Origin of the sequence: Mycobacteroides salmoniphilum, from assembly GCF_004924335.1 — a bacterium.
GTDB classification, from domain to species: Bacteria; Actinomycetota; Actinomycetes; order Mycobacteriales; family Mycobacteriaceae; genus Mycobacterium; species Mycobacterium salmoniphilum.
The window spans coordinates 391,226-404,630 of record NZ_CP024633.1 but is presented as its reverse complement, the minus strand read 5'-3'; the positions used below and the strand labels follow the sequence as shown (position 1 = coordinate 404,630).

The following is a 13,405-nucleotide window of genomic DNA, read 5'->3' as shown; positions in this document are numbered from 1 at the left end:
GATCCCAGTGAGCAACACCGGTAATGGCGACGTCTGGCTGGTCATCCCCGCCTATAACGAGGGGCCAGTCATCGCCGACGTCATCGCCGCGGCGCTCGGTACGTTCCCCAACATCGTCTGCGTGGACGATGGCAGCAGGGACCGCACCGCCGCGCTGGCGCACGGCGCCGGGGCGCATCTAGTCCGGCATCCCGTCAATCTGGGGCAAGGCGCAGCGATACAAACCGGTGTCGAGTACGCCCGCGCGCAGCCCGGTGCTCAGATCTTCGTCACCTTCGACGCCGACGGCCAGCATCAGGTGAAGGATGTGGTGGCCATGGTGGACAGGCTGCGACTCGAGCCGCTCGACATCATCGTCGGCACCCGTTTCGGTGCGGGGTCCGCGCCGAGCCATGTTCCCCTGATCAAGCGTTTCGTCCTGAAAACCGTTGTGCTGCTGAGCCCCCGCACCCGCCGCCTCAACCTGACCGACGCCCACAACGGGCTGCGCGTGTTCAATCGCACTGTCGCCACCGGTCTCACCATCACGATGAACGGCATGGGCCACGCCAGCGAGTTCATCGCGATGATCGCCGAAAACCATTGGCGGGTAGCAGAGCAACCCGTCGACATCCTGTACACCGAGTACTCGATGGCCAAGGGCCAGTCACTGATCAACGGAGTCAACATCATGTTCGACACCGCGTTCCGCCGGAGGTTGCCGTGATCACCTGGATACAGCCGCTGCTGATCGTCGCGGTCCTGCTGTTGCTGGTGTATCTGCTGCGTTCGCGCAGCACCGCGCAGGCCAAGGCATGGGTGAAACTCGGGTTCGTCGTCTTCGTGGTCGCGGGTATCTACGCCATCCTGCGGCCCAATGACACCACCACGCTGGCGCATTGGCTCGGCCTGGGCCGAGGCACCGACCTCATGCTCTACGCGCTGATCATCGCGTTCGCGTTCACGACGCTCAGTACCTACCTGCGTTTCAAGGATCTGGAACTGCGCTACTCGCGGCTCGCGCGGGCCGTCGCGCTACGCGGTGCCGAGCCGCCGGAAGAAATCGACAGTCCGGCAGATTCCGTCCGTTAGCGCCACCTGAGGCTCCCACCCCAGCACACTCTTGGCCAGGCCGACGTTCAGGCAGGACTGACGCAGGTCGCCCAGTCGCGGCGGGTGGAACTCCGGATCATCCGACGCTCCGGCTGCCGCAGCCACCAGCGAATGCAGCTGCCGGTCACTGGTTTCCACACCGGTGCCGACATTGAAACGCTGTCCGCCGCCGGCGGGACCGGAGGCGCGCACGAAGGCCTCCACCACATCGTCGACGAATACGTAGTCCCGGGTGTTGCCGCCGTCACCGAACACCTTGGTGGAACGGCCGGATAGCAGTGCCTGGGCGAAAATGGCGACGACGCCCGCCTCGCCGTGCGGATCCTGGCGTGGCCCATAGACATTGGCCGGTGCGATATGCGAGCACTCCAGTCCGTACAGATGCCGGAAGGTGTTGAGGTAGATCTCTCCGGCCACCTTGCCCGCCGCATACGGCGAATGCGGATCGGTGGGGACGGACTCGCTGGTGGGTATCTGCTCCGGGGTGCCGTAGATCGATCCGCCCGACGAGGTGTGCACGATCTTGCGCACGCCCGCCTTGCGCGCGGCCTCGGCCAGCCGGACGGTGCCGACGACGTTGACCGACGAATCAAACTGCGGGTCGGCCACCGAGTGGCGCACATCGATCTGCGCGGCCAGATGGAAGATCACCTCGGGCGAGAACTCGGCCACGACGGCGTTCAGATCCGCCTCGACGATGTCGTCCTTGACGAAGGTGAAGGCGGGCTGCGTCTCGGCAGCCTCCAGATTCGTCACCTTGCCGGTAGCCAGATTATCCAGACCCGTTACCTCGTGCCCGTCCGCCAACAGGCGATCGACCAGAGTCGATCCGATAAATCCTGCGGCTCCGGTAACCATTGCCCGCACGTGGGGACTCCCTCTTTGTTCGCATAGCTCACGGCATTCGGCCCCACCCTACCGACCGTGCCTGATGTTCTTCACGCAAGCGTTCATCGCTACTCTCGGGCCCTGATGCCTTTCGCCAGAACCAACCGCGTTGCCGTGGCCGCAGCGGCTCTCCTCGTGGTGCACCTCGTGGTTCGCGGCGTGCTGGCGTTCGGGGGCGACTTCTATTGGGATGACCTGATCCTGGTCGGTCGCGCGGGCACACAGGGCTTGTTCTCCCCGTCGTATCTATTCGACGACCACGACGGGCACCTCATGCCCGCGGCCTTCTTACTGGCGGGCATCCTCACCAAGCTCGCACCGTTGAGCTGGTTCTGGCCCGCGCTGAGCCTGGTGATTCTGCAGGCATTGGCGTCCCTGGCACTGTTGCGGGCGCTGTGGGTGATTCTGGGTTGGCGGCCGGTGCTGCTTGTTCCGCTCACGTTCGCGCTGTTCACGCCGCTGGCGATACCCGGCTTCACCTGGTGGGCCGCCGCGCTGAATTCTCTGCCGATGCTGACCGCAATGTGTTGGTTCGTGGCCGATGCGGTGCTGCTGGATCGCACCGGAAACCGCAGGTACGTAGCGACGGCGATGGGCGCCTTCCTCGGCGGGCTGCTGTTCTTCGAGAAGTCGGTGGTCATTCCGTTCGTGGCGTTCGCCGTGGTGGCACTGCTGGCCTCGCTACGCGGCGACGGGTGGTCGGCGCTGACACGGACATGGCGACGCGGCGCGATGCTCTGGATTCCGGCCGGGGCACTCACCGCGGCATGGATCGCCCTGTACCTGGTGGTGGTGGATCAAAAGCGGTGGAGCACGGACCTGTCGATGACGTGGTCGCTGCTCCAGCGCTCCTTCACACACGGGGTGCTCCCCGGGTTGGTGGGCGGGCCATGGCGCTGGGATCGCTGGGTACCCAGCTCACCGTGGGCCGAGCCGTCGTCGTTGGTGATCTGGTTGGGAGCGCTCGCGCTGGGCGCGACGGTCGTGCTGACGTGTTTTCGTAAGCGGCGACTCGCACCCGTCTGGCTGACCCTGCTGGCGTACCTGGCCGCCAGTGAGGTACCGATCTATCTCATGCGCTCATCGGCGTTCACGGCGCTGCTGCTCGCGCAGACCTTGCGATATCTGCCGGATTTGGTGGTGGTCGCGACGCTACTGGCCGCGGTGGGGCTCACCGCCCCGAACCGTCCGGTCAGCGGTTACCTGGACAGCTCACCCCGACGCACCGCAGTGGTCGCGTTCGCGTTGGCATTGTTCGTGGGAAGCAGCCTCGTCTCGACGGCCAACTATCTGCGCAGCTGGCGCAACAACCCGGCCTCGCCGTACATCGCCACGGTGAAGCAATCGTTGGCGGCGGTCGCGGACGGGCCTGCGGTTCTTGATCAGGAAGTCGACCCACTGGTACTACAGAATGTGGTGCGGCCGGAGAACCTGTTAAGTCATATGTTCGCCCTGGTCCGTCCCCGGCCAGAGATCGGTTCCACCACAACGCAGTTACGCATGCTCGACCGCTACGGCCACCTGCTGGACGCCCAGGTGACGTGGGTGCGCGCCCTGACCGAGGGGCCGGTCCCAGGATGCGGGTACCTGGTGCAGTCCATGCAGACCATGCCACTGAGCGGGCCGCTGCTTCCGGCGGACTGGATCGTCGAACTGAACTACCTGGCCAACACCGAGGGCGCGGTGTGGGCATCGTTCACCAACGGGCCCAGCGTCAAGGTTCCGGTTCGCCCCGGGCTCAACCGAGTGTTCATCAGACTCCCAGGTTCAGGGAATTCGCTTACCCTGCAACCGATTACCCAGTCGTTGTCGCTGTGCGTCGCCGTCGGACCGGTGGGAGCGCTCGCGCCCCGGTAGATTGGGCGCCATGCTCGGAGAACTGGCTTTCACCTGGACGGGACGACTTTCTGCCCCTTTCCTTGAAAAGCTGCTCGACCTGCCCGAACCTGTCACCGCCGAGGTGCAGGCACGTCGGGGCATCAAGGTGGCGATGCCCGACGGCGTCAAGCTCGCCACCGACCACTTCCGGCCGCCCGGGCAAGACCCGCTACCCGCCGTCATCTTCCGCACGCCATACGGCAGGCACGGCGCGATCAGCCAGATGTGGGCAACACTGTTGGCACGTCAAGGATTTCAGGTAGTCCTGCAGGACACTCGTGGCCAGTTCGGTTCCGAGGGAAAGTTCGACGCCTTTCGGCAGGAACGTGCGGACGGTTTGGCCACCGCAGCCTGGGTCCGGGAGCAGCCGTGGTGCGACGGCACACTGGCGACTGCCGGGCCGTCGTATCTCGGGCACACCCAGTGGGCGGTGGCGCCCTACGTCGAGCCGCCCTTGGCGGCCATGTGCCCGGCGATCACCACCAGCAATTTCACCGAGCTCTTCTACCCGGGCGGAGCGTTCAATCTGCACAACTTGCTGAGCTGGTCGGCCTCCATCGGCTCGCACGGCAGGTCCCAGATCAAGCGTCTACTCGGGATGCACGCCCTCGAGAAGCAGGTACGGCGCGCCATGGATCACCTGCCCCTGGGCAACGCCGACAATATCGCCATAGGCAAGCCAGAACCGTTCTGGCGCACCGTGACCGACCACACCGACGACGACTACTGGGACGAAATCGACCACACTCCACGTCTCGCGCAACTCAGCACACCGGTGAGCATGGTGACCGGATGGTGGGATCTTCTGCTCGTCGGTCAGCTGCGCGACTACGACGAGTTACAGAAGGCCGACTGCCCACGGCGAATCACCATTGGCCCGTGGGACCATATGAAGTCACTCAAGCCGGTGGTCTCTGACAGCTTCTCGTGGCTGGCCGCGCATCTGCGGGGTGACGTCTCCTCGACGCACCGCTCGCCGGTTCGGATCTACCTACAGAAGGCCGGCCAATGGCTCGACTTCGACCACTGGCCACCCCAGAAGTCAACTCCCACCCCGCTGTATCTGCGGTCCGCTCATGTACTGGATTGGCAGGCGCCACAAGGCGATAACGCCGCCGACACGTTTACCTACGATCCGGCGGATCCCACCCCGGTGGCGGGTGGACCGCTACTGGACACACGAGCGTCCGGTCAGCGAGACAACTCCGCGACCGAGAAGCGGTCCGATGTACTGGTTTACACCAGCGATCCGCTGACGAGCGATCTGGACCTCATCGGCCCCGTCTCGGCGTCCATCTACGCGACCACCGACAGCGGCCAGGGCGACCTATTCGTTCGACTCTGCGATGTCGACCGAAAGGGAGTATCCCGCAACGTTTCCGATGGCATCGTACGGTTGAACGGCGCGACGGGTTCGCCGGTTGACGTGACCATGCATCCCACCGGCTACCGTTTCACTCGGGGACACCGGCTGCGAATTCAGGTTAGCGGCGGCGCGTTTCCGAACCACGCCCGCAACACCGGTTCCGGTGAACCGCTGGCAACCGCCAGCCGCATCGTCCCGATCCACTTCGAGGTCCACCACGACGAGGAACGCCCCTCTTCCGTGACGCTTCCGGTGATGCGCACTTCATGATCGTGAAATACCTAGGCGCCCTTGGGTTTATCGGCGTACTTCTGACCGCGTGCGGGGGCGGTCAAGCGTCAGAAAGTCGGCCAACCCTCATCCACGTCGGGCCTAGCGGCGGCGGCCCCGAGACCAAAGTGGTCACGGCGGAGGAAGGCAAGCCCGGCAGTCTCGGACAGCAGGTACGCGATGGTGACCTCGCTTTTGTTGTCACACGGGTAAACGATGCCGGGACCGTCGGCGACCAGGCGAATCCGGCCCTGCAGGCGACGGCGACCGGCACCTTTGTCGTCGTGCACGTCGAGGTTCTGAACCTCGGACAGGCGACGCACTCCTTCCTCGGGGACGAACAAAAGCTCAAGGACGCAACGGGTACGGAATACACCCCCGATAGCATGGCAAATATCTTGGCGCGCAACGCCGAACAGCTCGAGCCCGGCGCAGAACTCGGGCCCGGCACGCAGAAGCGGTCGGTGCTCGTCTACGACGTCCCGCCTGGCACCGTACCCAAGGAGATCGACCTACATACCGACTACAAGTCCAAGGGCGCCAAGGTCCTGCTCGGCTAGTCGGTTGGCGGGAACAGTGCGTACGCGATCCGCGAGGCAATCGCCCTGGGATCGGCATCATCGCGTGCATCAGCAAGCGCCCCAGTGGACCACAGCGAGACAAACCCGTGCACCAAGGACCACGCCGCGCGGGCTGCGGTGACCTTGTCGGCCGATGTCTGCCGGAGCGTCAGTGTCGCGATCCCGGCATCCAGGGCAGCGCCGGCACGGTCTCGTGCCGCGATGAGTCGTGCGTCGGTGGAATCCAGTAGCGCGGGTTCGAACATCACCGAATAGTGGCCCGGATGGGCCAGGGCGAAGTCCACATAGGCCAGGGCCGCGGCATGGAAGTCAGGGCGCGCGCCATCGAGGGCCTCGGCGAGTTTGGTGAATCCGTCGGCGGCCAACGCGGTGAACAGACCGCGACGATCCCCGAAGTGGTGCGCGGGAGCGGCGTGCGAGACGCCCGCTTCGCGGGCCAGTCCTCGCAGTGACAGCTCGCCGGCGCCGCGCCGGGTCACCATATCGGCCGCGCTGGCCAGTATCGCCGCCCGCAGATCGCCATGGTGATACGACATCGCACCAGCATAACTCAAATCTTGACAGTGACTAGTTCGCGGGTATCGTCTATCTAGTCACTGTCAAGATTGGAGATCGTTATGGCGCCACTTGTCGCCCTGGTCCTCGGGACCCTGCTGGCACGCCTGGTCGGCGCCCAGGGATTCACACCCGTCAATTCGTGGCCATCCGCGGTAGCGGTCGGTCTCGCTGTGATGTTCACGCTGACCGGCGTCGCGCATTTCGTCCCGAAGATGCGCGAGGCGATGATCGCGATCGTGCCGCCGTGGATTCCGGCGGCCGGGTTCCTGGTGGCGCTGACCGGCGTGCTCGAACTGCTCGGCGCGATCGGCGTGCTGGTTCCCTCGACGAGGGTGGTGGCCGCCGCCTGCCTGGGAGTGCTGCTGGTGGTGATGTTTCCGGCCAATGTCTATGCCGCGAGCCAGCGGTCCAACCCACTTTCGACTCCCCTGGGTTGGCGCACCGCCGAACAGCTGCTGTTTCTCGCGGCGACCGCGTTCGTCGTATGGGGCTAGACCAGGTGCCAGACCAGGACCGCGGCCAGCACTCCCATCCCATTGAGTGACCAATGCAACGCGATGGGCGCCAGGAGACTACCGCTGCGGCGACGCAACCAGGTGAAGACAAATCCGGCAATGGCGGTGGCTACCACCGCCCCGGCGACACCGGCGATCTGCGCCCACAGGCCCACCCCGAGCAGCCTCGTCAGACCGACGTTGCCGGTCGTCAGACCCAGCGACGTGGCGATATGCCAAAAGCCGAACAGCAGAGACCCGACGGCCGCGACTCCCCGGAAGCCCCAGGCTCGGGCCATCGTCCCGTGCAGAACCCCGCGGAAGGCGAGCTCCTCGGGAATCACGGTCTGCAGCGGGATCAGGACGAAAGAGGCCAGCAGTGCGCCCGAAACCGTCGTCGCATAACTGCTGTTGAGGAACATCGGGCGGGTCATCGGGAGCAGCAGGCCAATGCCGATCACCGCGCCGACGATGACGACCGCGACGGCCGCGTACTTGGCACCGGAACGCCAATGGGGGCGGCCCAATCCCAGCTCAGCCCAGGAGTGGCCGCGGTAGCGGATCAGGGCCAGTAGCCCGATCGCCGCCGCCGGGACAACAACAATGTTGGCCCACGGCGTGGTGAAGTGCGCGATCAGATTGGTGGCGATGAGAACAGCGACCACGACGGCAATGTCGATGTAGGTGCGCACGTCCCGCAATCCATGCAGGGGCTCAGCAGCAGCCGAGGTCTGAGTAGGCATCCGGTCCAGAGTACCGGCGGTCTCGTTGGCCCAGGTCAGAGTGTGATCCAGTCGTGGCTACCGTCCCGCACCTCGGCGCGGGGCCGACTGTGGCAGTGCCCACAACGCCGCGTTAGCCGGAACACCATCCACCCTCACGTAAGTTCTGGAATCGTGCTCACCCTGTTGCTGGCATTCGCGGGATTCGCCTGTCTGGACGCCCTCAACGTGCTCAACATCGGTATCGCCACCACCATCGTCTACGTGACCCGACTGGAACGCCGATCAGCGTTTCCGGGCGGCCTCAGCTTCGTCACCGGATTGTTTGTCGCACTATTTACCTTTGGACTGGCGACCGTGCTCGGGGTGCGCTCACTGACCGACGTGGCCGGTGGTTCGGACATCACCCCGTCTACCCGGTATTGGGCCCAACTGGTCATCGGCATTCTGTTGATCGCCGTTGCGGCGTTGACCTGGTTCACCGAGCCGGTGACGCCGCCGTGGATTCGCACTATTGCGCGCCGCCATCCGTGGCTTCTCGCACTCGTGGGGCTTGCGCTGGGTTATGCGGAGGCTCCCACATCTGTTCCGTACCTGAGCGCATTGGCGATGCTCGCCTCACGTCACCCGCTGCCGTCGATGTGGCCGCTGCTGCTGGTGGGCTATGGGTTGGTCGCCGTTCTCCCGAGTCTGCTGATTCTCGTGCTGTCGACACGACGATCTCCCGGCGCGCGGCGTGCGCAGCGTGCGCTGGTGCGGACGGTGACGCGATACGCGCCCACCGCGATTCGAGTGATTTTCCTGGGCTTGGGGGGCGTCCTCATCGTCAGTGCGCTGGTGCATCACAGCGCGCTGGGGCTCCGCTGAGCAGCGGCAGGGTTCATACAAAAATCGGCTGACCACCCGCTGTGCTCAACCCCACGATGAGCACAGCGACTGACCAGCCGAGAGCGATCGACCTGGGTTAGCCGAACGAACACTCCGGACATTACTGTCAGTAAATAGTCCTTGTCAATCACTTACCCTTCCGATAAGTTGCATATCGCTCGGACACCCGCAGACGTGCGGTGAGCAGCACAGCATGTGCGTGTATCGTTGGGCTGCAAAGTGAAAGTATGTGAGGGGGTGCTGTGCCGGACTTTTCGCAGCGCTTGAGTCATTTGTTTGCTACTGTGCATCCGGCCGGGCGCGGACCTTATTCCCTCAACGAGGTGGTCGCCGCGCTGGGTCAGCGCGGCGTGGAGGTGTCCTCGCCCTATCTGTCACTGCTGCGCAAGGGCGAACGATCAAACCCTGCGCCGGATATTGTCACGGCGCTGGCGGAGTTCTTCCAAGTGAGCCCTGCCTACTTCTATGACGCCGACTACGCCGCGTCGGTCAATCGCGATCTGGATTGGCTTGTGCAGCTGCGTGACTCGAAGGTGCGTGAGATCGCGCAGCGCAGCTACGCGCTCTCCGAGAACAGTCGGCAAGCAATCGCCGACATGGTCGATCATCTACGCAAAGTCGAGGGCATACCCGACAAGGAAGCCGGCGCCGCCAAGCGTTCCTGACGGTCCCGGTAGGCGTCGGCGATCGCGAACACCCATGGCCCTTCACCCACACCTTCGGGCGGACGCAGCCATTCGCAACTGAATTCTGGAACTGATTCACCTACAAGCCAATTCGCTACATCCTGAGTCCGTTCTGCGCTGCCTTTTGGTGGTGGCAAGTCGGCTGTCAACGGCACCCGACGACTCTGCGCCAACAGGGTGAGACCGTCCTGGACATGCGTCGTCCATTCGAACACTAAGTCCGAGGATCGAATTCGCGATTCCACGGGCGGGAACAACCCCGGAAACATATCGGCGAGCGTGTCATGAAGAGGCCGGAGTCGCCACTCATCTCGTCGCGCCTGAAGACGCAACACCACCGGAGGCCATAGAAAACCGAGGGCCAGCAGGGTGACACCGACAGACCCAGACACGCCCTGCACTAACACCCCGTACCTACCCGAAATGACGTCTCGTCCCCCGGTCAGCGGTCGTACAACTCCCCCAACAACAACCGCGACGATCTCGAAGGACGCGGCCATGGCAAGCAGTCCCAGGCCGGTGCCGACCGGCGTACGGTCAGCGTGGCGAAGCCCGGTCCATATCAATTGCGCGAGCGATACCGCCAGATAACCATTGCCCACAACCGAAGACACAATCGCCCACCGATCCCCCCCATCCAGCAGCGCATTGGTGAGCTCGTGCAGGTCTTTCGTTTCCAGCAGGACCGGACTCTGATTGGCGGACACGACGACCACAACAAGCACAATCGCGGTTACCACAAGGATCACCCGCCGACCGCGCCTGACCCGTTCCGGTGAAGCAGAGCCGCTGATACCAAGAACGAAGATCTGTGTACAGGCAGCCAATATGGTGACCAACAGGCCGCCCAAGCTGGTCGCGCGCACAGCCGATGGCAGCGTGCGCCACCAGAAGTCGGACAGCATGAACAGCCAGAACCACATAACCAGACAAAAGGCCGTGATCGCCACCGCCGGGGCAGATGCCGGGTACCGCCAGAGCCGCCAAATCCGGTACAGCAGGACAGGCAGGAAACAGAGCATAAATGCGATGCGCCCGATGTCCATGGCGTGCCACAGCGCGGGGCTGATCACCCCAGTGCGTCGTCGACGTACGGACTCCACCTCGTGTGGACACCTCGCCCAGCCCGCATACGGCGGATGAGCAAGCCCGCGAACCGCTCAGCAGCTAGTTCATCCTGCGGCCAGCGGTCGTCGCTATGAGTCAATTCATCAGCGCCACAACTGCGTTGCAGCATGCGGGCAACCAGCTCAGGCGGCACCGCTCGGACGTGCTCGGCGGCGAACTCGGCAACCGGCAGACCGCGATGACCCAACACCATGTGGCCCAGTTCGTGCGCGATCGTGCGGTCGCGGCCCACGACTCCTTGCCCCACCTGCACGAGGTCCCTGTCGGGGAACGAGATCCACTGACCAAATACGCCGGCCGCGAGCGGTGCATCCTCGATGTCCACGACCCGGCCGTTCGCCTGCGCCCAGCTATGTGTGACATCAACCACCGAGCCTTGCCGCCCGATAGTCGTGGCCAGCACCTGGTCCACCGCAGCAACCACCGGGCCATGACGGCCGGCATCGCGCTGTGCAAACCACATGAGCATTGATGCTAGCGGCCTTGCTTTGCGCCCACAGCAGAAGTACCCGGTAGCGGAGTGATTTACGTCAAGTGCCGGAGAAAGGCGACAAGCGCAGCATTAACGGGTAGCGGGGCATCCAACGTGACCACATGACCGCCATCGGGAACCACCACCTCCGCGACGCCTTCGGCGGTTGCCCAATCAGACATAGCCGTCGCGATGTTTCCGGTCCGATCCTTTGCTCCCCGCATCAGCAGCAGCGGCAATGTAGTGCGGTAATCGCTGTCGGGCGTCACAAACTCGGTGGTCGCGCGCCATATCTCGAGAAACTCGGCCTTCGGTATCGCCGAAAAGGCCCGGCGCAGGTCAGCACGCGCGGCCTCGGTAAGCGCCGAGGCATCGGCCATCACACGTGGCAGGGACCGTGCCGGTATAAACCGCAGCAGCGGAGCAGCCAGCCGCAGTGACGATCGTTCGATCCAGGTCAATGGACCGGTGTTCCAGGTGGAGTCGAGGACACCCAGCCCCCGATAGCCATCCGGCGCCTGTCTGACAAGGCGTTGCCCGATGTTGCCACCCAGAGACAGTCCGATGAGGACAGGTCGGTCGAGGCCGAGGTGGGCTATAAGCGCCTCGACATCCGCTACGAGCACCGCTGCTGTGATGGCGACGCTGTTGGGCCTCGAGGCTCCGTGTCCGCGCAGGTCGAAGAGGATGGCGCGAAAACCGGCGTCTCGGAGGGCACCGCGCTGCGATTCGAACATCGCATGATCGGCGCCCGCTCCATGGATAAACAGGACAGGAACACCCGGGCCACCAGTATCGGAGTACCGCAGCACGCAACCGTCTCGTTGCAGGCGCCCGTCCAATTCCATGGTACTTCCGAATCTAGAGGCCAGGCAGTTCACCGCTGAGCTCAGGAGATACCTTGTGGCGATGGCCGGGCAGTCACGAAAGCTGTCGAATAATCCGTGTGGAGCTGCCCGGGGGAATCGAACCCCCGACCTATTCATTACGAGTGAATTGCTCTACCGACTGAGCTAGGGCAGCGCGCCGGGCGAACCCAGCGCCCGAGAGTCTACGGCACCCCCGCCGCGACTCCCAATCTCATTCCGACGGACGCAGTGCCTGCCCTGCCGTCGCGACCAGCGCATCGATCGCGAACTTGGGCTTCACATTCACCGCCAATGCTTCTCGGCACGCCAGGACTGCCTCGATGCATTGCAGGAGCTGTTCGGGCGGCACCCTGTCCACCATCGGCCCAAGCCGGTCGGCCATATCGGGGTGATGGAGTGTCACCCGGCCCTCCTCGGCAGCGCCGAACGACAGCACCAACGCATCGCGGAAGTAGGTGGCCAGATCGATGAGTGTGCGGTCCAGGGCATCTCGTGATGCCCGGGTCTGACGCGATTTTTGCTTACGCTCAAGGTCCTTCAAGACACCCGCGGACCCGCGCAGCGCGGTCGCCGCGCCCTTGCCGGTACCCCCGGCCCCCAACGCCGTCTTCAGTTCTTCCTCTTCGGCCTCGTTACGCGCTGCCGTCAGCTCCTTGGCCTCAACATCGGCGCTGATCACGAGTTCCTCGGCCGCGGCATACGCCCGCGTCGGGGTGGCGGCCTCCCTGGCCAGCCCCAGCGCCCGCAGCCGCCGCGCACGGGCCTGCTCATCGGTGGCAAGTCTGCGTGCCCGGCCCACATGGCCGCCGCTCACCGAGGCCGCCCACTGCGCCTGCTCGGCATCGATCCCGTCGCGTTCCATCAGCACCTGCGCGATGGCCGCCACCGACGGAGTGACGAGTGCCACATGCCGACAGCGCGAGCGGAGGGTGATCGAGATGTCCTCGGGGTCCACCGACGGCGCGCACAGCAAGAACACCGTCCGCGGCGGCGGCTCCTCGACAACCTTCAGCAGGACATTGCCGGCACCCTCGGTCAGCCGGTCGGCATCCTCGATGAGCACCACCAGCCAGCGCCCGGTGCTCGGCCGGCGCCAGGCCGCCTGCACGATGGCGCGCATCTCATCCACGCCGATCGACAATCCCTCGGGAACGACTCTGCGCACGTCAGCATGGGTCCCGGCCATCGTGGTCGTGCAGGCACGGCATTCCCCGCAGCCCGCGGCACCTTCCGATTCGCACTGAAGGGCGGCGGCAAAACACAAAGCCGCCACTGACCTGCCCGACCCCGGCGGTCCGGTAAACAACCAGGCATGGGTCATCCGGCCCGCGTCATCACCGCGTGCGGCCAATACCGCAGATGAGAGCGTAGAAACCACCGCTCCCTGATCCACCAGGCGCCCGAAAACCCCGCTCATCGCCTCCAACCCTAGCCGCCGGAACCGACTCGAAGAACAAGCCGCACAGGCGTGTGAAACGCTGCCGTCACCGCCGACAGCTACGGTTAACGGGTG

General features: G+C 64.6%; 15 protein-coding genes and 1 tRNA gene. 8 read left to right on the top strand and 8 right to left on the bottom strand.

Going from position 1 to position 13,405, the window contains the following annotated elements; genetic code table 11:
- The first annotated feature begins 7 nt into the window (after positions 1-7).
- Both DSM43276_RS02055 and DSM43276_RS02050 read left to right on the top strand, forming a co-directional pair.
- Complete coding sequence (locus tag DSM43276_RS02055) at positions 8-706, top strand: glycosyltransferase family 2 protein (RefSeq protein WP_078330436.1); 699 nt, start codon at positions 8-10, stop codon at positions 704-706.
- A complete protein-coding gene (locus tag DSM43276_RS02050; protein WP_078324509.1) occupies positions 703-1,071 on the top strand; it encodes a DUF2304 domain-containing protein in 369 nt (122 codons plus the stop codon). The genes DSM43276_RS02055 and DSM43276_RS02050 overlap by 4 nt, the downstream gene beginning before the upstream one ends.
- Here DSM43276_RS02050 and DSM43276_RS02045 read toward each other — a convergent pair.
- A complete protein-coding gene (locus DSM43276_RS02045) occupies positions 1,015-1,959 on the bottom strand; it encodes an NAD-dependent epimerase/dehydratase family protein (RefSeq protein WP_078330437.1) in 945 nt (314 codons plus the stop codon). The genes DSM43276_RS02050 and DSM43276_RS02045 overlap by 57 nt on opposite strands.
- A 105-nt stretch (positions 1,960-2,064) precedes the next feature.
- Here DSM43276_RS02045 and DSM43276_RS02040 point away from each other — a divergent pair, with 105 nt between their 5' ends.
- The 3 genes from DSM43276_RS02040 to DSM43276_RS02030 are packed head-to-tail and all read left to right on the top strand — an operon-like array spanning position 2,065 to position 6,054.
- A complete protein-coding gene (locus DSM43276_RS02040) occupies positions 2,065-3,837 on the top strand; it encodes a hypothetical protein (protein ID WP_078330438.1) in 1,773 nt (590 codons plus the stop codon).
- A 10-nt stretch (positions 3,838-3,847) separates the two neighbouring features.
- Positions 3,848-5,494, top strand: a complete 1,647-nt coding sequence (locus DSM43276_RS02035) for a CocE/NonD family hydrolase (protein ID WP_078330439.1) — start codon at positions 3,848-3,850, stop codon at positions 5,492-5,494.
- Complete coding sequence (locus tag DSM43276_RS02030; RefSeq protein ID WP_078330440.1) at positions 5,491-6,054, top strand: DUF4352 domain-containing protein; 564 nt, start codon at positions 5,491-5,493, stop codon at positions 6,052-6,054. Before DSM43276_RS02035 ends, DSM43276_RS02030 begins: the two co-directional genes overlap by 4 nt.
- Here the strand turns inward: DSM43276_RS02030 and DSM43276_RS02025 are convergent.
- Positions 6,051-6,611, bottom strand: coding sequence for a TetR/AcrR family transcriptional regulator (locus DSM43276_RS02025; protein ID WP_078330441.1), 561 nt, complete (start codon positions 6,609-6,611; stop codon positions 6,051-6,053). The two genes, DSM43276_RS02030 and DSM43276_RS02025, sit on opposite strands and share 4 nt — an antisense overlap.
- 81 nt (positions 6,612-6,692) lie before the next feature.
- Here DSM43276_RS02025 and DSM43276_RS02020 point away from each other — a divergent pair, with 81 nt between their 5' ends.
- Positions 6,693-7,127, top strand: coding sequence for a DoxX family protein (locus DSM43276_RS02020; RefSeq protein WP_078330442.1), 435 nt, complete (start codon positions 6,693-6,695; stop codon positions 7,125-7,127).
- On the opposite strand, the gene DSM43276_RS02015 is transcribed toward DSM43276_RS02020, so the two are convergent.
- Positions 7,124-7,819, bottom strand: a complete 696-nt coding sequence (locus DSM43276_RS02015; protein WP_078330443.1) for a CPBP family intramembrane glutamic endopeptidase — start codon at positions 7,817-7,819, stop codon at positions 7,124-7,126. The two genes, DSM43276_RS02020 and DSM43276_RS02015, sit on opposite strands and share 4 nt — an antisense overlap.
- Positions 7,820-8,023: 204 nt before the next feature.
- On the opposite strand from DSM43276_RS02015, the gene DSM43276_RS02010 reads away from it, so the two are divergent.
- Positions 8,024-8,716, top strand: a complete 693-nt coding sequence (locus DSM43276_RS02010; protein WP_078330444.1) for a GAP family protein — start codon at positions 8,024-8,026, stop codon at positions 8,714-8,716.
- 263 nt (positions 8,717-8,979) lie between these two features.
- On the top strand, positions 8,980-9,402 hold the full coding sequence (locus tag DSM43276_RS02005; protein WP_078330445.1) for a helix-turn-helix transcriptional regulator: 423 nt from the start codon (positions 8,980-8,982) through the stop codon (positions 9,400-9,402).
- On the opposite strand, the gene DSM43276_RS02000 is transcribed toward DSM43276_RS02005, so the two are convergent.
- The 5 genes from DSM43276_RS02000 to DSM43276_RS01980 form a co-directional block, all read right to left on the bottom strand.
- A complete protein-coding gene (locus DSM43276_RS02000) occupies positions 9,342-10,496 on the bottom strand; it encodes a hypothetical protein (RefSeq protein ID WP_109556186.1) in 1,155 nt (384 codons plus the stop codon). The genes DSM43276_RS02005 and DSM43276_RS02000 overlap by 61 nt on opposite strands.
- Complete coding sequence (locus DSM43276_RS01995; RefSeq protein WP_078330459.1) at positions 10,493-11,014, bottom strand: hypothetical protein; 522 nt, start codon at positions 11,012-11,014, stop codon at positions 10,493-10,495. Before DSM43276_RS01995 ends, DSM43276_RS02000 begins: the two co-directional genes overlap by 4 nt.
- Positions 11,015-11,076: 62 nt before the next feature.
- Positions 11,077-11,871, bottom strand: a complete 795-nt coding sequence (locus tag DSM43276_RS01990; protein WP_078330446.1) for an alpha/beta fold hydrolase — start codon at positions 11,869-11,871, stop codon at positions 11,077-11,079.
- Between the two features lie 99 nt (positions 11,872-11,970).
- Positions 11,971-12,046: transfer RNA gene (locus tag DSM43276_RS01985), tRNA-Thr, on the bottom strand.
- Positions 12,047-12,103: 57 nt separating this feature from the next.
- The gene (locus tag DSM43276_RS01980; RefSeq protein WP_078330447.1) at positions 12,104-13,309 is read right to left on the bottom strand and encodes a DNA polymerase III subunit delta'; all 1,206 of its coding nucleotides are present in this window, start codon (positions 13,307-13,309) and stop codon (positions 12,104-12,106) included.
- Positions 13,310-13,405: the final 96 nt, after the last annotated feature.